At 62.9% G+C, this 22,413-nt stretch carries 14 protein-coding genes; 5 read left to right on the top strand and 9 right to left on the bottom strand.

Features of this window, described 5'->3' with window-relative positions; all coding sequences use genetic code 11:
• Positions 1–46: 46 nt before the first annotated feature.
• The 6 genes from ACX2DJ_RS04030 to ACX2DJ_RS04005 form a co-directional block, all read right to left on the bottom strand.
• Entirely contained in the window at positions 47–1,540 is a 1,494-nt protein-coding gene (locus ACX2DJ_RS04030) for a tryptophan halogenase family protein (RefSeq protein ID WP_462571131.1), read from the bottom strand.
• Complete coding sequence (locus tag ACX2DJ_RS04025; protein WP_462571130.1) at positions 1,537–3,570, bottom strand: glycoside hydrolase family 97 protein; 2,034 nt, start codon at positions 3,568–3,570, stop codon at positions 1,537–1,539. Before ACX2DJ_RS04025 ends, ACX2DJ_RS04030 begins: the two co-directional genes overlap by 4 nt.
• Positions 3,567–5,183, bottom strand: coding sequence for an alpha-amylase family glycosyl hydrolase (locus tag ACX2DJ_RS04020; RefSeq protein ID WP_462571129.1), 1,617 nt, complete (start codon positions 5,181–5,183; stop codon positions 3,567–3,569). Before ACX2DJ_RS04020 ends, ACX2DJ_RS04025 begins: the two co-directional genes overlap by 4 nt.
• A 5-nt stretch (positions 5,184–5,188) precedes the next feature.
• A complete protein-coding gene (locus ACX2DJ_RS04015; RefSeq protein WP_462571128.1) occupies positions 5,189–7,054 on the bottom strand; it encodes an alpha-amylase family glycosyl hydrolase in 1,866 nt (621 codons plus the stop codon).
• Entirely contained in the window at positions 7,051–8,565 is a 1,515-nt protein-coding gene (locus ACX2DJ_RS04010) for a tryptophan halogenase family protein (protein ID WP_462571127.1), read from the bottom strand. Before ACX2DJ_RS04010 ends, ACX2DJ_RS04015 begins: the two co-directional genes overlap by 4 nt.
• A gap of 128 nt (positions 8,566–8,693) precedes the next feature.
• Complete coding sequence (locus tag ACX2DJ_RS04005) at positions 8,694–11,495, bottom strand: TonB-dependent receptor (protein ID WP_462571126.1); 2,802 nt, start codon at positions 11,493–11,495, stop codon at positions 8,694–8,696.
• 304 nt (positions 11,496–11,799) lie between these two features.
• On the opposite strand from ACX2DJ_RS04005, the gene ACX2DJ_RS04000 reads away from it, so the two are divergent.
• The 4 genes from ACX2DJ_RS04000 to ACX2DJ_RS03985 all read left to right on the top strand — a co-directional run bounded on the left by ACX2DJ_RS04000 (position 11,800) and on the right by ACX2DJ_RS03985 (position 17,356).
• Positions 11,800–12,888, top strand: coding sequence for a LacI family DNA-binding transcriptional regulator (locus tag ACX2DJ_RS04000; RefSeq protein ID WP_462571125.1), 1,089 nt, complete (start codon positions 11,800–11,802; stop codon positions 12,886–12,888).
• 113 nt (positions 12,889–13,001) lie between these two features.
• Positions 13,002–14,528: an MFS transporter gene (locus ACX2DJ_RS03995; RefSeq protein WP_462571124.1), complete on the top strand. Its 1,527-nt coding sequence runs from the start codon at positions 13,002–13,004 to the stop codon at positions 14,526–14,528.
• On the top strand, positions 14,521–15,909 hold the full coding sequence (locus ACX2DJ_RS03990) for an alpha-amylase family glycosyl hydrolase (protein ID WP_462571123.1): 1,389 nt from the start codon (positions 14,521–14,523) through the stop codon (positions 15,907–15,909). The genes ACX2DJ_RS03995 and ACX2DJ_RS03990 overlap by 8 nt, the downstream gene beginning before the upstream one ends.
• 106 nt (positions 15,910–16,015) lie before the next feature.
• Positions 16,016–17,356, top strand: a complete 1,341-nt coding sequence (locus ACX2DJ_RS03985; protein WP_462571122.1) for an APC family permease — start codon at positions 16,016–16,018, stop codon at positions 17,354–17,356.
• Here the strand turns inward: ACX2DJ_RS03985 and ACX2DJ_RS03980 are convergent.
• Genes ACX2DJ_RS03980 through ACX2DJ_RS03970 form a run of 3 tightly spaced genes read right to left on the bottom strand, consistent with a single transcriptional unit; the run spans position 17,353 to position 21,446 of the window.
• Positions 17,353–18,639: an acyl-CoA dehydrogenase family protein gene (locus ACX2DJ_RS03980; RefSeq protein WP_462571120.1), complete on the bottom strand. Its 1,287-nt coding sequence runs from the start codon at positions 18,637–18,639 to the stop codon at positions 17,353–17,355. The genes ACX2DJ_RS03985 and ACX2DJ_RS03980 overlap by 4 nt on opposite strands.
• A 4-nt stretch (positions 18,640–18,643) precedes the next feature.
• On the bottom strand, positions 18,644–20,005 hold the full coding sequence (locus tag ACX2DJ_RS03975) for a phosphotransferase (RefSeq protein ID WP_462571119.1): 1,362 nt from the start codon (positions 20,003–20,005) through the stop codon (positions 18,644–18,646).
• 13 nt (positions 20,006–20,018) lie between these two features.
• Positions 20,019–21,446 (bottom strand): aldehyde dehydrogenase family protein, encoded by a 1,428-nt coding sequence (locus tag ACX2DJ_RS03970; protein ID WP_462571118.1) that lies wholly within the window; start codon positions 21,444–21,446, stop codon positions 20,019–20,021.
• 195 nt (positions 21,447–21,641) lie between these two features.
• Here ACX2DJ_RS03970 and ACX2DJ_RS03965 point away from each other — a divergent pair, with 195 nt between their 5' ends.
• Positions 21,642–22,334: a glutathione S-transferase family protein gene (locus ACX2DJ_RS03965; RefSeq protein WP_462571117.1), complete on the top strand. Its 693-nt coding sequence runs from the start codon at positions 21,642–21,644 to the stop codon at positions 22,332–22,334.
• The last annotated feature ends 79 nt before the right edge of the window (positions 22,335–22,413 follow it).

Here is a 22,413-nt window from a genome sequence, read left to right as displayed (position 1 = left end):
AAAATTACAATCTATTGGTATTTTGTTTGGCCTCACCGGGCGGGAATCACCCGGTCGAATAATCAGGGAAGTTGCGCTGGCAGGCTTCGAGCATGTGTTCGACCCGCCCGGCATCGGCACCGCTGGCACCCTGCGGCAGCGGCCGCATTTTGGCTGGCGGTGGGAAGGTGCCGTATCCGGCAAACAGGCAATGCCAGCTCAGCGAGGAATAGACCGGATCGGCATAAGTTGCAGCATTCGCCTGCGCCATGTCCTGATGCGTGAACCAGGCCGTCATCATCGCCTTGAGATTGTCCGACAGCGCCTGGTTGGCGGCATTGTCGCGCCAGTAATCCGTGTCATGGCGCTGGTTCATGCGGTAATGGGCGACGATATAGTCGCGGATACCGTCATAGCGTGCGCCGATCGCGGAGTTGAAGGTATCGCGGTTGGCTGCGGTGAAACCGCCTGCCTCGCAGGCATCGGCAAACTCCAGCGCAGTGGCGATCACGATATGCAGTGCGGTTGCCTCGAGCGGCTCGATGAAGCCCTGCGCCAACCCTGCGGCAAGGCAATTGCGGTGCCAGCTTTCAGCCACGCGGCCGACCTTCATTTTCAGAAAGCGCGCCTCTTGCCCGGTATCGTCCACACCGATTGCGGTGCGCAGTTCCGCTTCGGCCTCCTCGTCCGAAATATGGCGCGAGGAATAGACATAGCCATTGCCCACGCGCGAGGTGAGCGGGATTGACCAGCGCCAGCCTGCCCGCATCGCGATGCTGTCGGTCTGGGGATGGAACGGCACTTGCGGCGCAGTCGGGATCACAACCGCGCGGTCGTTGAACAGGTTTTCAGCGAAAGAGTAGAACGGCACACCGATTGCCTGCTGCGCGATCAGGCTGCGGAACCCTGAACAATCAACGAAAATGTCGCCTTCGATCCGGCGCCCGTCACCGAGCAAAAGCGCGCCGACATCGCCATTGCCGAACAGCTCGACCTCGGCCACTGTCGCCGGAACATGCACCACGCCCCGCGCGCTTGCCCATTCGCGCAGAAAACCGCCCAGCCGGTGCGCGTCGAAATGATAGCCATAGCTGGGGGCGAAGGGGAAATTTTCGGATGGGTGCGGGCCCTTGCGCGCGTGCGCCAGCCGTGCCGCCAGAAACCAGTGATCAGGGTGCGCGGGGACCGCAAAGCCCCGCCGCGCCAGCAGGCAGTTCTGCACGAAGCCGGGCTCGCTATGCAGGTCGGTCGGCCCTGGAAAGGGATGGAAATAGCTGTCAAAACCCTCGCGCTCGCTCCATCCCGTGAAGCGGATGCCGAGCTTGTAGGTCGCATCGCAGGCCGCCATCCACTCGCTTTCGGCAATGCCGAGATGGTCGAAGAAGGCCTTTAACTGCGGGGTCGAGCCCTCGCCCACGCCGATGATCCCGATTTCCGGGCTCTCGACAACTGTGACGCTGCCGCCGCGCGCTGCCCATTGATGGTGGAGCAGACAGGCAGTGATCCATCCGGCGCTGCCGCCGCCAAGGATGACAACGCGTGGGGGAACTCGCTCGCTCACCTCACTGCCGGTACCAGCCTTATCGCAAAGCCGCCACCCGGCGCCATCGCCAGATCGAGCGCATCGGCCGATGTCACCGCCCGGCTTTCTATCACGATATCGAACCTCCCCTGCCCCTCATAGGTTGCCGTTGGTCCATCGCGGTATATTTCGGCGCGATAGGCGCGGCCCGGGTCGAGAAAATCGAGCGCGACCGAAAGCTTGCGCCCCTGCTCGCCAGCGGCGCCGCCGACATACCATGCGTCGCTGCTGCGGTCCTTGCGCGCGGTGACGACATAATCGCCGACTTCGGCCGCCAGCACACGGCTGTCAGACCAGTCAGTGGGCACGTCCTTGATGAACTGGAATGCCGCCTTGTGCTGCGCATAATGTTCCGGCAGGTCAGCCACCATCTGGATCGGCGAATAGATCACGACATATTCCGCCAGCGCGCGTGCTAGCGTCATCTGCAGGGGTTGGCCGCGCCCCTCAAGGCTGAGGATGCCGGGGGTATAGTCCATCGGCCCCGCCAGCATCCGGGTGAACACCATAGTCGGGACATGGTCCGGCCCGTTGGGCGGAACACCCCAGGCGTTGTACTCCATGCCCCGCGCACCCTCGCGGCTGACCCAGTTGGGATAGGTCCGGCGCAGCCCGGTGTCCTTGACCGGTTCGTGCGGATTGATTGCAATGTGCCGCCTGGCCGCTTCAGTCACGACCTTGAGGTGGTGGCGCTGCATCACCTGGCTTTCGGTGCATTCGCGTGTCTCGCGCCCGTCGGGATGGACATAGCGCAAGTTGCAGGCATCGGTGACATAGCCGGTCTTGATCGTGCCGACGCCATTGGCGGCCATCAGGTCAAGCGCAGCGGGCAGTTGCGCTTCGTAATTGCCGACATCGCCTGAAGTTTCGTGATGGCCGATGATCGCTATACCCTTGTTCGCGGCATAGCGAGCCAGCGCCGCCAGATCGTAATCGGGATAGCTTTGGGTAAAGCTGAAGTCGGCGCCGTTGAAGAACCAGTTGCCGTCCCAGCCGATGTTCCAGCCTTCGACCAGCACACCCTTGAACCCGTTGGCGGCGGCAAAATCGATGTAGCGCTTGACGTTGGCGGTATTGGCACCGTGACTTGGCCCTGATCCCCAGCTTTCCGTTTCGAGATGAAGCGACCACCACACGCCAACGTATTTGTGCGGTGTGAACCAGCTGACATCGCCCAGCCGGTTGGGCTCGTTGAGATTGAGCCCGATATCGCTCATCGCCAGGCCCGCCGCATCGGGCGCAATCAGCACTGTTCGCCACGGCGTGGCGAAGGGAACGTCGCGCACCGCGCGGGCCGCGCCCGATCCGGTCGGCGCCAGCGTAGCGCGAAATCCCGTGCCGGTGGTGCGCTTGATCCACATCCCGGCGAAATCGACCAGCGCCGCCTCGTGGATTGCCAGGTGCGTCCCGTTGTCGAGCCGGAAGGTCAACGGCGTATGCGCCAGCGAGACCGCGCTGATCGGCGTCTCCTGATAGAGATATTCGTAGCGGTTCCATTCGCCGCCGGGAATCCACCACGCCTTGCCGTCTGCCGTGATGTTGAACTCGGTCAGTTCCTCGGCAATGCGCACGGTCTGGCCCATGCTGGTATCATCGAACAGATAGCGAAAACCGATCCCGTCATCGAACACCCGGAAGATGACGCCGAAACGGCGCTGCGCATCGCTCTCTTCCTCGAAGCGCACGATCAGCTGGTTGTGGTGGTCACGGACATAGCGCCGCTCGCCCCAGGGCTGCTCCCACGTCTCGTCATTGCTGGAAGTTTCAGACCCGATGATCCTGAGACGGCGCTCGAGCTTGTCCTGGTCGGTCAGCAGGAACCCCAGGCGGCTCGCGTCGAGCACCGGCACCCCGTCTTTCTCCACCCGGTAGAAGGGCTTGCCTTCACCATCGACGTCAATGGCCACGCTGATCTGTCCATCGGGCGAGGTCACTCGTTCTTCTGCCCTGACCGGCATGGCAAGCGCCGCGATCAGGACGGTGGCTACAGCAAGAAAACGCAAGATCATGGTTTGGTCACCAGGGCTCCAAGGGGCGGCAAACGATCGGGTGTGGCACTGTTGGCAGAGTGCACCAGCTCTCTGCCTGCCAGATGGCGGGGCACCTCGATTGGCGTACGGCCGAGATTGAACAGACAGCGCAGCATTTCATCGCCATGGCCGCGCTCGATAACCAGCAGATCGCCCCGCACCTCGCAGCGCGTGACCGCGCCCAGCTTGAGCGACGGATGGGCGTTGCGCAGAGCCAGCACCGCGCGGGTGTGGTGCAGCAGCGAAGCCGGATCAGCCTCTTGCTGGTCGACCGATCGTGCGACATTTTGTTCGCCCAGCGGCAACCACGGATCGGCGATGGTAAAGCCGGCATGGCGGGCGTCATGGCTCCACGGCATCGGGGTGCGCGCGCCGTCACGCGAAAGCGTCAGCGGCCAGTTGGCGATCGCTTCTGGATCGTGCAGCTGCTTGAACGGGATGTCGATCTGGGTCAAACCCAGTTCCTCGCCGTAATAAAGGATGATGTTGCCGCGCAAGCAAGCCAGCAGCAGAATCTTCATGCGCGCTGCGGCGGCGCGTTCGTCTGCGCTCCACCAGCGCGACAGGGCGCGCGGGGCATCGTGGTTTTCGAATGCCCAGCTGGGCCAGCCCAGTCCGGGTTCATCCGGCCACTGGGCCAGCGCCGCGCAAACCAGGCCGGGCGTCAGCCGTTCGGCATACAGGAAGTTGAAGCCATAAGCCGAATTGAGATGCCGGCCATCAGCGGTGAAAGCCTTCATTTCGCCTTCGGCTTCGTCGCCCCCGACTTCGGCTACGGTAAACACCGCGTCATACTCGTCTGTCAGTGCGCGGATCCGGGCGATGAAGGCCGGAATGGCAGCGTGCGACTTGTTGTAGGTCTGCCGCTGGAAATCGAAACTGCGCGTGCGCGGCTTGTCCGATGGCGGCGCGGGCGGATTGTCGCGCAGCTGCGGATCGTGCATCGCGAAATTGAGCGCATCGAGGCGGAAACCGTCAACCCCGCGATCGAGCCAGAATCTGGCCACGCCCAGCAATGCCTCCTGCACCTGCGGATTGTGGCCGTTCAGCTGCGGCTGGGAACTGAGGAAATTGTGCAGGTAGTATTGCTGGCGGCGTGCATCCCAGGTCCAGGCGGGGCCCCCGAACACCGATTGCCAGTTTGAAGGGGGCGAGCCGTCCGGCTTGGGATCGGCCCAGACATACCAGTCAGCCCTGGGGTTGGTGCGGCTGGAACGGCTTTCGGCGAACCATTCGTGTTCATCCGAAGTGTGCGAATAAACCTGGTCAATCAGCACCCGCAGCCCCAGCTCGTGCGCGCGGGCGACCAGTGCATCAAAATCGGCCAGCGTGCCAAAGATGGGATCGACGCCGCAATAATCGGCCACGTCGTAACCGAAATCCTTCATCGGCGAGGTGAAGAAAGGCGAAACCCAGATCGCATCTACCCCGAGCGACGCAACATGATCCAGCCGCGCGGTAATGCCCGGCAGATCGCCGATTCCGTCGCCATTCGAATCCTGGAAGCTGCGCGGATAGATCTGGTAGATCGCCGCGCCCTTCCACCAGGGTTCCAGATTGGCGTCGGCGGCTTGCGCGGAAGGAGAGCTCAACCTGTTCACCGGGCAAGCTCGCTCACGCGGCAGATCGCCCAGCCGAATGGAGCAAGGCGAAATGCCGCGCTACCCGGTGCCGTGACGGATAAGGGGCAATCGCCCGCCAGCGATTCAAAGGTGCGGGCATCGTAACCGAGCGCCACATTGGCCGTCCTTTCTTGTGCAGTCGTATTGAAAGCAAGCAGGTATTCTCCACCAGTGGCCGGATCGAAACGCGAGACTGCAAAGATACCGGGCGCCTGTTCGTAATGCCGCACCAGCTGGCGCCCGGTGGCCAGCGCCGGATGCGCCTTGCGGATCGCGGCAAAGTTGGCGATCAGCCGGTAGAGCGGATGGGTGTGGTCGAAATTGGCCTGCGCCGTGGTCGCGGACGTGCCGATCAGCTGGTTGTCGTTATAGACCGCTGTGCGTGAGGGAAACATGTCCTCACGCGCCAGCTGGTCATCGCCATCCCCGACAAAGCCCTGCTCGTCGCCGTAATAGATCACGGGTGAACCGCGCAGCGTCAGCAGCATGGCATGGCCGAGCATGACCCGGGCCAACAGCTCATCTTGCCCGATGCCGGGCATGTCCTGCCGGATCAGGGTCGCAAACCGGCTCATGTCGTGATTGCCAAGAAAGGTTGGCAGGCGCAGCGCCGCAGCTTCACCGCCTTCGTAAAGCACATCGCCATCGAACATGTGTGCCAGCACGACCGTGCCCTTGCCTCGCCCCAGCACTTCGCGCATCGCCGCCTGGAAGGCGAAATCGAGCACCGCCGGGAAACCGTCGCGCCGGGTGTATTCCGCGATATATCCGTTCTGCGGGATATCCTTGAACACCTCGCCGAAGATGTAGAAATTGGGTATGCCCGCCGCCCGCGCGGTGTCCTGCATCGCCGGGATGAAGGCCTGCCAGAATTCAGGGTTCACATGCCGCGCGGTGTCGACCCGGAACCCGTCGATCCCGAACTCGCGGATCCAGCCGGCATAGATGTCGATCATTCCCGCAACCACACGCGGATGTTCGGTGAACAAATCGTCGAGGCCCGAAAAATCGCCGAAACGACTATCCTCGCCCGTGAAGCTGGAATTGCCGCGATTGTGGTAATAAATCGGATCGTTGAGCCAGGCTGGGACCTTCACGTCCTTTTCCGCATCGGGAACGATGGGCACATAGGCATAGGCCGGATCGACGAGCCGGGCGAAATTGGCGGCGCTGCGATCCTCATCGCCCATGAAACCGGGGTTTATGGGTGGCCCGTCCACCCCGCCAAGGGTCGAATAGGGATAGTCGCCCCGGCTGCGATATTCGTAATTGGTCGCATCGCCATCGGCATAGCGGATCACGTCCGCAGTGTGATTGGTGATGATGTCCATATAGACCTTCATGCCCCGCGCATGGGCGGCATCGACAAAGGCCTTGAACTCGGCGCTGGTGCCGAAATGCGCATCGGGCCGGGTGAAATCGGTCACCCAATAGCCATGATAGCCTGCGCTTTCCTGCCCGGGTTGCCCTTGCACCGGCTTGTTCTGGAAGATCGGCGCGAACCAGATGGCGGTGATGCCCATCTGCTCGAGATAGTCGAGCCGCGCGGTCAGCCCTTTCAGATCGCCGCCATGGAAGAAGCCCTTGTGCGCGGGGTCGAACCCGGTCTGCAGCGGGCCGCCCGCGAGCCCGCCGCGATCATTCGCTGGATCGCCGTTTTCGAACCGGTCAGGCAGGACGAAATAGACCACTTCCTCGGCCGGATCGCGCAGCCGCAGCGGCGCGGCGGCGAACGATGTTGCTGCAGCCCCATCCACCGCCGGCTGCTGCGCAGCGCATGCGCTCGCGCCAAACAGGGCACAGGCGGCAAGGCCGGACAGGATCAGCCCGCGCGCGATCATGCGCCAACCTTTTCGGGCGCGGCCTGGCCGACAAAGGCCCGGAGGAAATCGAGATGGTATGGCATGGCGCGGGCTTCCTCCTCGCAGCGGCGTTCATGTTCTTCGAGCAGCGCCGCCAGTTGCGCGACCGGAAGGGTGTCAGCGATCGGATTGTAGCCATGGGGAACGATGCCCTGGCCAATCAGCACCTGGAACCAGCCGACCGGGGTGAACAGTTCTTCATGCTCGCGATGGATGAAGGCACCCGCCTGCCATTGGGAAATCTTGCGTTGCAGCGTTTCGGGCAGTTCCATGTGGCGCACCATGTCCCAGAAGGGTTCGCCCTCGCGCTGGTTGGCCCAGTAATGCAGGATCAGGAAATCGCGGATGCGCGTCCATTCGAACGCGGCCTGGCGGTTGAACTCGTCAGCCAGCGCCTGCTCCACCCGGTCCCCCGGCAGCATCGCCAGGAAACGCGAGATCGAGCTCTGGATCAGGTGGATGCTGGTGGATTCGAGCGGCTCCATGAAGCCGGCGGACAGCCCTATGGCAAGGCAGTTGCGAACCCAGTGCTGCCGCCGCGTACCGGTGGCAAAACGGAACGGGCGGGGATCGCCCAGCGGCGCGCCGTCGAGATTGGCGAGCAGGATCGAGGCCGCTTCGTCATCCGACATATGCGTGCTGGAATAGACATGGCCATTGCCGATCCGGTGCTGCAGCGGGATGCGCCATTGCCATCCGGCCTTGCGCGCGATCGAGCGGGTATAGGGGGTGAAATCGCCTGCCCCTTCGCAGGCAATTGCCATCGCCCGGTCGCACGGCAACCAGTGGGTCCAGTCCTCGAACCCGGATTCGAGCGCGCCTTCGATCAGCAATGCGCGAAAGCCAGTGCAATCGATGAAGAAGCGCCCGGCGATGCGATCGCCGCCTTCAAGCCGCACCGCCGCAATATCGCCGCTCTCGCCGTCACGCTCGACCGCTTCGACCACGCCTTCGCGCCGCACCACGCCGCGCGCTTCGGCATAGCGGCGCAGGTGCGCGGCATAGAGCCCGGCATCGAAATGATAGGCATAGGGCATTTCGGGCGATTGCGGCGTACGCCGGCCACGCTGCATCCGCATCTTGCGCGCCGCCAGTTCGTTGAGCGAATAACGCTGGAGCGGCTTGGCCAGCCCGAGCTGGCTGGCCCGGACCCAGTAATGCTGGAACGGCAGCAGCCCCATGCCCTGTCCGACATTGCCGAAGGCGTGCATATAGCTTTCGCCTTCGCGCAGCCAGCCGTCAAACTCGATGCCAAGCTTGAAGCTGCCCCTGGTTTCATGCAGGAATTCAGCCTCGTCGAGATCAAGCGCGGCATTGAACAGGTGGATCTGGGGAATGGTCGCCTCGCCCACCCCGACCGTGCCGATCGCTTCGCTTTCGACCAGCATGACCGGGCGGCCCGGCGCAAAGCGCGCCAGCGCGGCCGCAGCCATCCAGCCGGCGGTCCCGCCGCCCACGATCACGAAATCCGTAGCTGCCTGCGCCGTCATGAACGATCCCCGACATGCCCCGAAACGAATGGGGAGAGCACAACCCGGACCCCATTAAGCGGTAGAGCGGCGGGTCTTTCAAGTATCCGGCGGAAATTCGAAAGACCCGGCGCTCCCCTCATGGCTGGTCAGAAGCGATAGGACACACCCACCAGATAGGTGCGGCCATATTCTTCATAATCGATTACATGGGTGCGATCGCCATCGGTGAAGTTGACGAAGGGTTCGTTGGTCAGGTTAAGCGCCTGCAGCGAGACCGAAACCCCTTCGAGCGCCCCTGCCTCGAAGCGATAGCCGATCTGCGCGTCAAAGATCGATTCCGCATAGGTCCGCCGGAACGCGCGGCTGGCCGAGATACCGATGAATTCGGCCAGGTACGACGAACGATACCGGTTACTGATGCGGGCCTCGAACCCGTCCTTCTCGAAATAGGCGGTCGAATTGATGACCCACTTCGACAGGCCCGGCGTATCGACGTTGAAGCTCGTCCCGTCAGGCTGCGTCACGTCGAGCCTGCTCTTGGTGTAGGACACGCTGGTCTGGAAGCCGAAACCTTCCAGCGCCGAAGTAACCATTCCAAAGGGAACTGCCGTGCTTGCTTCCACACCGAAGATGTAGCCATCGGCGCCGTTGTCGGGGCCCGTGACCAGGCCCAGCGTATTGTTGCCGGTGGCCGCGAAGGCCGCCTGCTGGGTCGGCGTCAGCAGCGGGACGAGGTTGGAAAAGTCGCGCAGCACCGGTGCGCTGGGGTTCACGAAATCGTCAAGCCATTTGTAATAGGTGGCGATGGCCAGATATCCCGCGCCGCCAAAGTAATATTCGAACGACGCGTCGATCCCGTCGGACACGAAGGGCCGCAGCTGCGGGTTGCCGCCGCTGCCGCTGAAGATCGAGTTGAAGCCGTCGGCCGGCGGCATATTGGCGATTCCGGCATTGAACGAGGCATTAAGCTGGTCCATGCGCGGGCGAGCCAGGGTGCGGGCCGCACCGACGCGCAGTTTCATGTCATCCGACAGTTCGAAATTGAGGTTCAGGCTCGGCAGGACATGGGAATAGTTGTCGCCGTCGGTAACAGGGGTCTGCACCGCGCCGATCCCGCCCGGCGAGTTGAAGCCATTGGATGACTGGTCGGTAAAGACCAGCTGCACACCCAGATTGCCGGTTACCGGCAAACCGCTGACCTGGGTATCGATATCGGCCCGCAGGTATCCCTGCGTGACCTTTTCGGACACGGTCCAGTCACCCGGGAAGGGCAGGCTCGAACTCTGGACATCGGTCAGCACATAAGTGCCGTTGCTCAGGAGCACGAAGGGATCATAGGCAACCTGCGGCCCGAAGCCGAGGAAGCTGAGGCTGGCGATCGATGGCAACAGCGCATCCGCCGGGATCGGCAGGCGGGTGACGGCGCCATCTGCCGCGAACACCGACGGCCCTCCAGCCAGGCTGAGGAAGTTCTGCGTGATGTCGCGCTTCTTGCTGCGATCCGAATAGGAGAGGCCAGCCACGAGATGCTTGATGATCGCGTTGTCGACCTTGCCCACGGCTTCGCCGCGGATCGTCCACAGCTCGTCATCGGTCAGGGTGTCGTTGATGAAGCCGGCCTGGACCAGCCCGTCCGCACCCCAGCCGCGCGGATCGGTCAACTGGATGAGATTGGTGTCTGAATAATCGATCGAATTGGTGAAGGCGAAGGGGAAGCCTTTAGGGCTGCGGGTGTAGGTCACAGTGTCCGAAGGACCGGCCGGATTGGCCGCATAGGTCAGGCCCGAATAGCTTTCGATCTGCTGCAAGCGGCGATCCGACGAGGAATAGGATGCGTCGAGTTCGAGAATGACCGCGTCGTCTTCGTATTTGGTGTTCCACCCGGCCGAGAAAGTCTCGGTATCCTTGCGATCGAAATCATTGCGCACCACCGGCTGGACGCCCGAAAAACTGACCGTATCGGGGAAATCGCCGCCGCTGTTCGAGGTAATCGTGGCTCCCGAACCCCAGCCGGGATTAAGCGGGAATTCGATGCCGCGCAGCGGAATGCGCTCGCGATAGTCGGCGTAGAACAGATCGAGCGACGTGCTCCATTCGTCGCTGGGCTGCCATTCGAGCGTGCCGAACGCGCCGAGGCGATCAAGGTCGACCGACTTGGCGAAGGGCTTCATTCCGCCGAGCACGGTGAAACCGGCATCGTTGGGATAGCCCCAGGCGTTGAACTTCTTCACCTGGCTCGGGCTCGACTGGTAAGCGACGCCCACAGCCAGGCCAAGTGTGTCGCCTGCGAACTGGTCGACATAGGTGGCGGTCGCGCGATAGCCGCGGCCTTTGACATCGGGGTTGAGCGAGCCATCCTCGTTGAACTCGCCGCGGGCTGCGAGTGAGACGATCCGCTCGCCCTTCTCGAGCGGACGGATGGTCTTTAGGTCGACCGTACCGGCCAGGCCCTGGCCGATGAGGCCGGCATAGGGCACCTTGTAAATGATGCCGCGGTCGATCAGTTCGGACGGATACTGGTCATATTCGACCCCGCGGTTATCGCTTGAGGAGACCAGTTCTCGGCCATTGAGGAGCGAGGTGGAAAAGTCCGGGCCAAGACCACGCACCGACAGGTTCTGCGCGCGGCCGTCGATCCGCTGCACCGCCAGGCCGGGCAGGCGGCCCAGCGTTTCGGCGATCGAGACATCTGGCAATTTGCCGATGTCTTCGGCCGAGAAGGCTTCCGCAATCACGGTCGATTGACGCTTGGTGTTGATCGAGCTCTCCAGCGAGGCACGAAAACCGGTAACGACGATGGCGTCGCCTTCCGGGGACGCTTCCGCTTCGGCCGCGTCTTCGGCACCTGCGTCCTGCGCCATTGCAACCTGCGGGAACGCGGCCGCGCCCAGCGCAACCGAAAAGGCCGCCATGCTCACGCCGACGGAAAGCTTGCTACGAATTGCCATGTGAATTTCCTCCCCTGCACGGCGATCAGGCATCTGCTGTGCCCGCCTGCGTGCTGATCCAGTCCAGGCTCGGAAAGCGAAAGTGCCCCCCGGCTTGGACGCAGGAATAGCCGGTCATAGTCGGCATGCGAAAGATAGCATACGTATACGTTAATATATTCAATGGCTTACAACGATCTTTCAACCTGCTGACCAGGTCCTTAGAGGGCGCCATCTGGCCTCATATGACCGAATTGCCAAACCCCGGTGCAAAGCCTAAAGTTTCGGGCGATCGCCAAACGGCGGCTGTTCGCAGGAGAGGAACTTGGGTCGCAAGCCTACCGGCAGGCCGACTAGCTTCGATATCGCCTATCTGGCGGGGGTATCGCAGCCAACCGTCAGCCGCGCGCTGCGTGGAGACCCTTCGGTCAGCGCCACAACGCGCGAACGCATCCGTCTTATCGCGGAAGACCTCAGATACACTGTCGACAAGAACGCATCATCGCTGCGTTCCCAGCGCTCGAACACCATTGCATTGCTGTTCTTTGAAGACCCCACGCCAGATGAGAGCATGATCAATCCCTTCTTTCTGGCAATGCTTGGATCGATCACCCGTGCCTGTGCCAATCATGGGCTTGACCTGTTGATTTCATTCCAGCGGATGGAGGATGACTGGCACGTCCAATACCAGGACAGCCATAGAGCCGACGGGCTGATCCTGCTCGGATACGGCGATTTCACGGTTTACCGCGAACGGCTGAATCAACTGGCGCGGCAGGGCACGCATTTTGCCCGCTGGGGATCGGTCAGCGGCGATTCTTCCGGCAGTACCATCGGTTCGGACAATTTCGGCGCAGGCAAGCTGGTAGGGGCGCATCTGATCGAGCGCGGGCGGCGCAGGCTGGCCTTTCTCGGCCATGCGGACGATCACTATCCCGAATTCGCCCAGCGCTATCGCGGCATGTGCCAGGCGCTGGAGGATGCCGGTATAGCGCCCGAGCGCGCCTTGCAGCGCGATGCCATCACCACCGAGGAAGCAGGCTATGCTGCCACCCGCAGCCTGATTGCGAGCGGTCAGCGGTTCGACGGCATTTTCGCCGCCAGCGATCTGATCGCTATCGGTGCGATGCGCGCCCTGGCCGAGGCCGGGCTAAAGGTGCCTGGCGATGTGGCGCTAGTCGGGTTCGACGATATTCCCTCCGCCAGCCTCACCAACCCGCCACTGACCACGATCATGCAGGATATCGGCGGCGCGGGCGAACGGCTGGTGGAAACGCTGCTGGCCAAGATCGAGGAACGCGAAGGGCCTGACAACCGCCTGCCCACCCGCCTGATCGTGCGTGCCAGCAGCGGCGGTGCCCCCGTCGCCCCGGCCGCACCAACACCGCCCGCGCCGCCTGTTCCGCTCGCCTGAGATCCCGATACATTCGTATACGTGTTGTCGGCTCAAGGCTTTCATGCCAGCCCTCCGGTATTGACGCGGGACGGCAATGACCGCTCGCGCAAGGGGAAGGGACAATAGAGGCAATGGAAAAACCGCGTCAGAATTTCTGGGGACTGTGGAATATCAGCTTCGGATTTTTCGGGATCCAGATCGGCTTCGCGCTGCAGAATTCGAACATGAGCCGCGTATTCCAGACATTGGGCGCGAGCATGGACGATCTGCCCGCGCTGTGGGTAGCCGCCCCGCTGACGGGCCTGATCGTGCAGCCGATCATCGGCCATCTGTCAGACAAGACATGGAACCGGCTGGGCCGCCGCCGTCCCTATTTCCTGACCGGAGCGATTTTCTCCGCGCTGGCGCTGTTCGCGATGCCGCTGGCGCCCACTGTGGCCGCGCCGCTGTTCTTTGCCGCCGCCATGCTGTGGGTGCTCGATGCCAGCCTCAACGTCTCGATGGAACCGTTCCGTGCCTTTGTGGGCGACATGCTGCGCACCGATCAGCACAGCGCGGGCTATGCCGTGCAAACCGCCTTCATCGGCGCCGGCGCAGTGGTAGGATCGATCTTTCCCTATCTTCTCGAAACGCTAGGTGTCGCCAATGTCGCACCCGATGGCGGCCTGCCGGACACCGTGCGCTGGAGCTTTTGGGCGGGGGCGGCGGCGCTGTTCACGGCGGTGATGTGGACCGTACTGTTCACTCGCGAATACAGCCCGGAAGAACAGGCCGTCTTTGCCCAAGAAGCCCCGCTCGAAAGCGGCCAGCCGGTGCGGCTGCTGGCGGAAAAGAGCTTCGTTTCGGCGGCAGTCTGGACCGTGCTGGGTGCGATCGTTCTGTTGCTGGTCAACGCGCTGGAACTGGAAAAGGAAGTCTTCCTGCTGGGCGGATTGCTGGTGTTCTACGGCTTGCTCAGCGCGGTCGCCATCAACCTGGCGAAGCAGGGCCGGACCGCCAACATGCTGTCCAGCATCGTCGGCGATTTTTCCGGCATGCCGGAAATCATGAAACGCCTGGCTGTGGTGCAGTTTTTCAGCTGGTCGGCACTGTTCATCATGTGGATCAACACCACCCCGGTGGTGACGCAATATGTCTTCGGATCGAGCGATACGGTAAGCGCCGCCTATAATGAAGGCGCCAGCTGGGTGAACGTGCTGTTCACTGTTTACAACGGCGTGGCCGCCATCGCCGCATTGGGGCTGCTACCGTGGCTGTCACGCAAGGTCGGGCAGGTCTTGACGCATTCGATCTGTCTGACGCTGGGCGCGGCGGGTTTCCTGATGTTCTTCGTGGTGCGCGATGCGCAGATGCTGCTGCTGGCCGAAGTGGGCATCGGGATCGCCTGGGCCAGCATCCTGGCCATGCCCTATGCCATCATCGCATCCAATTTGCCGCAAGCGAAGCTGGGCATCTACATGGGCCTGTTCAACATCTTCATCGTCGTGCCGCAACTGCTGGTGGCAACGGTGATGGGATCGATCATGCAGGCCTTCTTCCCGGGCGAGCCGGTGTGGACGATGCTGTTTGCCGCGCTCGCATGGCTCGTGGCCGCCGCCGCGATGCTGCGCGTCACTGCCGCCCTTCCCGCCAGAATTGCAGAGGTCTCCCATGCGTAAAATTGCCCTCCCGCTCACCGCTGCCGCAGCGCTGGCGCTGCTCACCTCCTGCTCGGGCGATACCGGCGAGGCCGAGTGGCAGCCCGCCGCCTATGTCGAACTGACGCATCCCGAATGGAGCCGCGATGCGGTGCTGTATCAAATCAACACGCGCCAGTTTACCCCCGAAGGGACGTTCAAGGCCGCGCAGAAAGAGCTGCCGCGGCTCAAGGCGCTGGGTGTCGACATTTTGTGGCTGATGCCGATTCACCCGATCGGCGAAAAGAACCGCAAGGGCACGCTGGGCAGCCCCTATTCGGTGCAGGATTATTACGCTGTGAACCCTGAATTCGGCACCCCCGAGGATCTCAAGGCCTTCATCGCCGCCGCACACGAGCAGGGTTTCAAGGTGATCCTTGACTGGGTTGCGAATCACACCGCGTGGGACAATGCCCTGGCGAGCGAGCACCCCGACTGGTACGAAAAGGACTGGAAGGGTGATTTCCGGCCCACCCCGTGGTGGGACTGGTCGGATGTAATCGATCTCGACTGGTCGCAGCCCGGCGTGCGCCAGCATGTCGGCGAGGCGATGGAGATGTGGGTCCGCGATTTCGATGTCGATGGTTTCCGCGCCGACGTGGCCGGATATGTCCCGCTCGATTTCTGGGAAAGCGAGCGCGCCCGGCTCGATGCGATCAAACCGGTCTTCATGCTGGCCGAATGGAAAAGCTCTGAACTCCACCGCCGCGCCTTCGACGCCACCTATGCCTGGGAATGGCACCAAACGGTCAAGAACATCGCCCAGGGCAAGGCCGACGCCACCGCGCTGTTCGGCTATTACGCCGAAAACGAAAGCGCCTGGCCCGCTCAGGCGATGCGGCTGACCTATATCGCCAATCATGACAGCAATGCCTGGGAAGGGACGCAATACGAGAATTTCGGCCCGGCCCTGCCCGCATTCCTCGCGCTGAGCTTCACCGGCGAAGGCCTGCCGATGATCTACAACGGGCAGGAAGCCTGCAACGCAAAACGCCTTGCCTTCTTCGAGAAGGATCCGATCGACTGGAGCCAGGGCGAAGGTTGCCAGCTGGACGAACTGCTGACCGATCTGATCGCCTTCCGCAAGGCTAACCCGGCACTCGCCAATGGCCAGTGGGGCGCGCGCATGAGCCAGGTCGTGACCGACAAGCCGCAGCAGATGTTTGCCTGGGTCCGGGAGAAAGACGGCAACAAGGTACTGGGCCTGTTCAATCTGTCGCCCCGCCCGGTCAGCGCGGTGCTGGCCGATGGCCATGCTGCGGGAACCTACCGCGAATTCCGCAGCGGGGCCGCGACCAGCCTGGCCGCTGGCGACACGGTCACGCTGCCAGCCTGGGGCTATCGCCTGCTGGCCACGCAATAGTCGGCTGCAGCCACGCCTACGCCAGTGGTGGCGGAGCCACTGCACCGACGGCGCATAGATAGCGCGTAGGGTTTGACAATGGCTGCCGCTGCTATAGTTCTCACGCTTGGGCGCCTTCCTTGGCCGGGGACATGTAATAACTTACGACCAGAAGCCGCCGCGGGTGGTGGGGCTTGCGGGCGCCATCCTGATCAATCTCAACGGCGTTGTCGGAGCGGGAATATTCGCCCTGCCGGCCTTGCTCTATGCCAGCGCGGGCAGTTTCTCGCCGCTCGCCATCTTGGCCTTCGCGCTGCTCTATGCCTGCCTGATCGCGGTGCCGGCCAAACTGTCGACGGTCTTTCGCCAGTCGGGCGGGCCGCAGCTCTATGCGCAGCATGCCTTCGGGCCGCTGGCGGGGTTTCTGGTCGGCTGGTTCAACCTGGCGGCGAACATGTCTGGCAGGGCGGCCAATTTCCACGTGCTGGTATCTTACCTTGCAGCGATATTCCCCTTCTTCGACAACCCATTCGTGCGGCTTGCCACGATTGTTGCGCTCATCGCCGCATTCATGATGATCAGCATCGTTGGCACCAGGCGCTCGATCGCGGTCATGTGGGTCGGAACTGTCGCAAAGCTGGCTCCGATCCTGTTTCTGTGCCTAGCCGGGCTTTACGCGAACGGGATTCCCACCCGGGTCAGCCTGCCGCAATTTTCGCAGATCGAAGCCGTCGCGCTGCTGCTTGCCTATGCCTTTTCAGGCGCTGGAATAGTAACGGTTGCCGCGGGGGAAACGAAGCAACCCCGATCACATATCACGCGCTCGATCTTCATCAACCTCGCCGGGGTGGCGGTCTTCTATGCGATTGTGCAGCTGGCCTATATCGCGATCGCTCCCGATCCATCGGCAATCGACAGTCCGCTCGCGGCTGCGGGAGAAAAAGTCTTTGGCGCTGCGGGAACCTTGCTGATCAGTTTTGCCGCGATCTTTTCAATTGGGACCAACCAGCTCAGCAGCTTCGTGGCCATGCCCCGCATCGCCTATGGCATGGCTCGCCGCGGGCTGCTGCCCAATTTCTTCGCTTATGTCTCGCCGCGCTTTGAAACCCCGGCCATTGCCATCGCCGCCTATTCGCTGATCGTTGCCGGCCTGGCCATATCCGGCTCCTTTGCCATCCTTGCCATGCTGGTGGTTGCGGTCGAGCAATTGATATTCATCGCGTCGGTCGGCGCTCTGCTCAAGATGTGGCACCGCAATGACGGGGGTGTTGCTGATGCGATGGGGCCGCGCTGGCTGGTCATCATGCCCATCGCGATCGGCATGATCGTGTGGCTGACATCGCAGGTTCCGCTCAGCTCGGCGCTATCCACACTGGCCCTGGTGGCAACCGGACTGGTGCTCTACGCGCTGTCAAAGGGCGGCGCGGTCAAGCATGAGGGCGTGATCCTGCCCGAACGCCGCGCCTAGCCGTACATCCCGCGCTTTGGCCCGAGATAGCCGAACAGGTATGCCGCCACCTTGCGCATCTGGATTTCCTCCGCCCCTTCGGTGATGCGATAGCGGCGGTGGTGGCGATAGATGTGTTCGAACGGCTTGTGCCGCGAATAGCCGATCCCGCCATGCACCTGCATCGCGCGGTCGGCCGCCTCGCACACCAGCCGGTTCGCCCAGTAATTGCACATGCTGACCTTGTCGGAGATCGTCCGCTCGATCTCCTCATGCGGCATGTTGTCCATTTCCCAGGCGGTCTTGTAGATCAGCAGCCGCAGCATTTCGCACTGTGTGGCAAGCTCCACCAGCGGGAACTGGATCGCCTGGTTCTTCGCCAGTTCCTCGCCAAAGGGCTTGCGGGTGCGCGCATATCGCACGCTCTCATCGACGCAAAATTGCGCCGCGCCGAGCGAGCTTGCCGCCTGGCGGATGCGGTTCTGGTGGACGAAGCTTTGCGCCAGCGCGAGGCCGCGGCCCTCCACCCCCAGGATCGCAGAATCCGGCACCCAGACGTTGTTGACTGACAGCCGCGGATGATCCGTCGGCATGTTGAAGGTCCACATCCATTCCTCGATCTCGAGTCCCGGCGTGGGATTGGGGACGAGGAAGCAGGTGATCCCGCTGGCATCGCCATCCTTGCCCGATGTGCGGGCGAACATGGCGCAGTGCGTGGCGACATGCATGCCGGTGATCCACATCTTCTCGCCATCGATGCGCCAGCCATCGACCCCGTCGCGCGCCTCGCGCACGGCGCGGGTTTCCATATGGGTGGCGTCGGAGCCATGGTTCGCTTCAGTGAGGCCGAAGGCAACCCGCCGTGTGCCTTCGAACCCGCCGCGGATGAATTCCTGTTTCTGTTCCTCGGTGCCGAAAGTCTCGAACATGGCGACGAAGGGGAAATTGCCGACGATGCTGTGCTCGTTCTGCAAATCATTGTGGAGGCCCAGCCCCTTCCGCGCGAAGTTGTCGCGGATCACCGCCATCCACAAATTGGAGCCGTCCTTGCCGCCATATTTCTTCGGCGCGGAAAAGCGCCAATGGCCGGCCTTGTCGGCGCGGCGCTTGGCCTCGATCAGCAGTTCTTCCCACTCGTAGCGCGGCAACCCGCCGCGCTCCCAATCGGTGCGCGCATGCTCGCGGCGGTGGTCGAAGAAGCGGATATTGTCATCCTGCTGCTCCAGCGGCTTGATCTCGGCTTCGATGAAGGCGTCGAGCTCGTCCAGGTAGGCCTGCAAATCTGCGGGAATGGCGAAGTCCATGCGGTTATTCCTCTCCGGTCCAGAGTTTGCGCGCCACGGCGAGCGCAGGATATTTGGGAATGTCGGCCTCCAGCTTGTCGAGCGCCTTGCGCCGCAGCAAGGCGAGCAGGGCAGGCTCGGCAAGGTCGCGCTCTCCGCCGAGCAGCGCGCGGGCGATGGCGCGGTCCTCGGCGCGCACACCGCTCGCCTCCTCGCGCGCGATCATGCCCAGCGCATTGCGGGCCACGGCCAGCTGGAAACGGTCATGCCCTTCCATCCGGCCTTTCACCGTTGCCAGCCATTCGCCGATCGCGGTGGCCACTTCGCCCGCAGTGGCCTCGCCGCTCGATTCGGGCACCCGCCCGGCGGGCGGCAGGCTGCGCGCGCGTTCCTGCTGCGGGGCTTCCTGTTCGAGCAGCATCAGCAGGTCCAGCTCGTTCTCCGAAGTGCGGCGCGAGATCACCACCCGTTCGAGCATGCGGTCCTCACCGCTGCGCCAGATGCGCGCATTGCGCAGACAGCCGAGCGCCCACCATACGGTGCGGTGCACCAGCCAGTAGCGGAACCGGGCGCGGTCGACCGTGCGTCCGCTTTCGGCCTCATAGGCGGCGAAATAATCGTCCAGCGAACCCAGCCCCAGCGCGGGCCGGTCATACCGCGCAAAGCGCCACACCGCCATGCAACCGAAGGCAAGATCCTCGTGCGGGTCGCCGAAATGGGCCAGCTCCCAGTCGAGCACGCCGGTAAGCTGGCCAATCTCGGCAAGGATATTGCCCATGCGAAAATCGCCGTGGTTCAGCACAGGCTCGCACTGATCGGGGCAATTGTCCTCCATCCACCTCAGCCCCAGAGCGATGATCGGGCGGTCGCCGCCCGCTTCCTCGAACTGCTGGCGCAGGTCTGCAATCGCCGCGCGGTAATCCATCACGGGCACATCCGGCGGCAGGTCTTCCCGCTTTAGCGAATGAATGCGCGCCAGATCGCGCGCCGCTTCGGCCAGGATCGTGCCAGCACCTTCCATCGCCAATATCTGGCGCGGATCGGGCGTGCCGGGCAGGGCGCGCATGATGAAGCCGCTGCCGATCCCGTCGCCCGGCTCCAGCACCGCCACCACTTCGGGCGCGGTCACGCCCGCCCCATGCGCGGCGCGGATGATTGCCGCCTCGGTGGCGTGCCCGTAGGGCCGACCCTCCATGAAGGCGAGCGAAGGCGCGCGGCGGAGCACGAAATCCTCCGCCCCGCTCGAGAAGCGCCAGCTTTCCATGGTTGCCCCGCCGGTGAGCCGCGCCAGGCCTGACGGTGCAGGCAGCCCGGCCCGCGAGCCTCCCAGTCTGGAGAGGGCGCGGGCCAGGCCCTGCTCTATCGCCTGTGGGTCGCTGCTGCTCACCGTTCAGCAGCGATCAGGCCGGGATATTGTCCCTCTTGACGGTAATCACCTGCGAGTAGGTGAATTCCTCGAGCCCTTCCTTGCCGTATTCGGCACCAAAGCCCGATTGCTTGTGCCCGCCAAAGGGAGCGAAGGGCGAAATGTGCATGAACTCGTTGATCCAGACGGTGCCGGTTTCAAGTTGCTCGGCAATCTCGATGCCTTTTTCGGGATTGGCGGTCCACACCGCGCCGGCCAGGCCATAGTCGGAATTGTTGGCGCGCGCGATCACCTCTTCTTCGGTCGAGAACTTCATCAGCGGCATGACCGGGCCGAACTGTTCCTCGGCCACGATCCGCGCGTCTTCGGGCGGATTGTCGAGGATGGTGATCGGCACGTAATAGCCGCTGCCCGTGGGATCGGCATCGCCGCCAACCAGGAACTTGTAGCCATTGTCCTTCGCGTCCTCGATCAGTTCGAGCACGCGCTCATATTGCTTCTTGTTCTGGATCGGGCCGACACCGGTGCCCTGCTGTGAGCCGTCACCCACCTTCACCGTCTTGGCATAGTCGGCAATCGCCTGGCTCAACTCGTCATAGATATCCTCGTGGATATAGATGCGCTTGGCCGCGATACAGACCTGCCCGGCATTGGTGAAGCTTGACCAGAACAGCTGTTCCGCCACCTTCTTGGGGTCGGCATCGGGCAGCACGATCGAGGCATCATTGCCGCCCAGCTCGAGTGTGATGCGCTTCAGATCCTTCGAGGCGCCCTCCATGATCTTCTTGCCGGTCGCGGTCGAGCCGGTGAAGGTGATCTTGTCGATATCGGGGTGGCTGGTCATCAGCGGGCCCAATGAATCCTCGCCAGTGATGAAATTGACCACACCGGCGGGCACGGTGTCCTTGATCAGTTCGGCAAAGCGCAGCGTGGTGAGCGGCGTGAAGGGCGAAGGCTTGAGCACGATGGTGCAGCCTGAAAGCAGCGCCGGCACGATCTTCTGCACCGCCATCAGCAGCGGGAAGTTCCACGGCACGATGCCGCCGACCACGCCCACCGGCACCCGCCGGGTGCGGCTGAGCCGCTGCGCCGAATCCTCGGTCACCTCGTCTTCGAGGCTGAGTGTCGACTGGCTGGCAATCATGTAGGCCGACCCCATGATTTCGCCCTTGGCCTGTTCATGCGGCTTGCCCTGCTCGCTGGTCAGCAGCCGGTACAGCTCTTCGTGATTGTCCTGGATGATCTTGGCCATCGCCTGCAGCGCGGCGCGGCGTTCCTCGATCGGTGTCTTGCGCCAGCTCTTGAAGGCAGCGCGGGCAGCGGCCACCGCGCGGTCAAGCTCGGCCGCGCCGCAAGCCGGAACCTGGCCGATGACCTGTTCATTGGCCGGGTTGACCACGTCGAGCCATTCGCCCGATTCAACCAATTCGCCATTGATGAGATTCTTGTATTGGGTAGCCATGGGGCCTCTCTCCAGTCTGAACTGCCAGTGTGCAGGAATGTCTCGAGTCGCCAAGATGGGACGCCGCCGCCCCAAGGGCAAACACTTTCCTTGCATCATAGAGCGCGACGGCATGTCGCGCGCCTATCCATTGCGCTATGCAACTGATAGCCGCATGAAAGCGAGCGAAAAAGCATAGCTGAAGAGGATTCCCGCATGGCCGATCTCGTCGTTTACGGCAGCCCCGTTTCCCCCTTTGTGCGCAAGGTCCAGGCGGTCTGTATCGAAAAGGGCGTGGAATTCGAAACCGACGCGGTCAACGTGTTCGATCCGCCCGACTGGTTTCGCGAGATCTCGCCATTGAAACGAATCCCGGTCCTGCGCGATCGCTCGATTGCCGAAGAGGGTATTCCTGGGACGATTGCGGACAGCTCTGCCATCTGCGGCTATATCGAGAGGAAGCACCCCCAGGTGCCGCTCTATCCCGCCGATCCCTTCGCCTATGGGCACGCGCTGTGGATCGAGGAGTATGCCGACAGCCATCTGGCCGCAACCGGCGGGCTGGGCATTTTCCGTCCGATCGCCTTTGCCGCCATGCAGGGGAAAGAGCCCGATCTCGACACCGCGCGGGCATGCTGGGCAGAAAAGATGCCGCCGATCCTGGCCTATCTCGACGGCGCGCTGGGCGATGGCGAATTCTATGCCGGCGACGCGCTGTCGATCGCCGATATCACCGTCACCACCTGCCTGATGCAGCTCTCGCTCGCTGCCAGGCTGCCGCTCGATGCCTATCCCGCGCTCGCCGCGCACCTGAAGCGCATGCAGGCGCGCGATTCGATAGCCGTGCCTTATGCCAAGGCGGAAGCTTTCATCCGCAGGTCGGTGCCTGAACCCCATGATCTGGCGTGATTTCCCGCGGCTAACGACGCAAGGCTAACCATTTCTTTGCCATGACGCGGCATTGAGCGATAAAGCTTGCCGTACAGGC

The organism is Altererythrobacter chaiwopuensis, assembly GCF_054957755.1.
The sequence above is the reverse complement of the archived record's forward strand: the minus strand, read 5'-3'. Positions and strand labels throughout refer to the sequence as shown.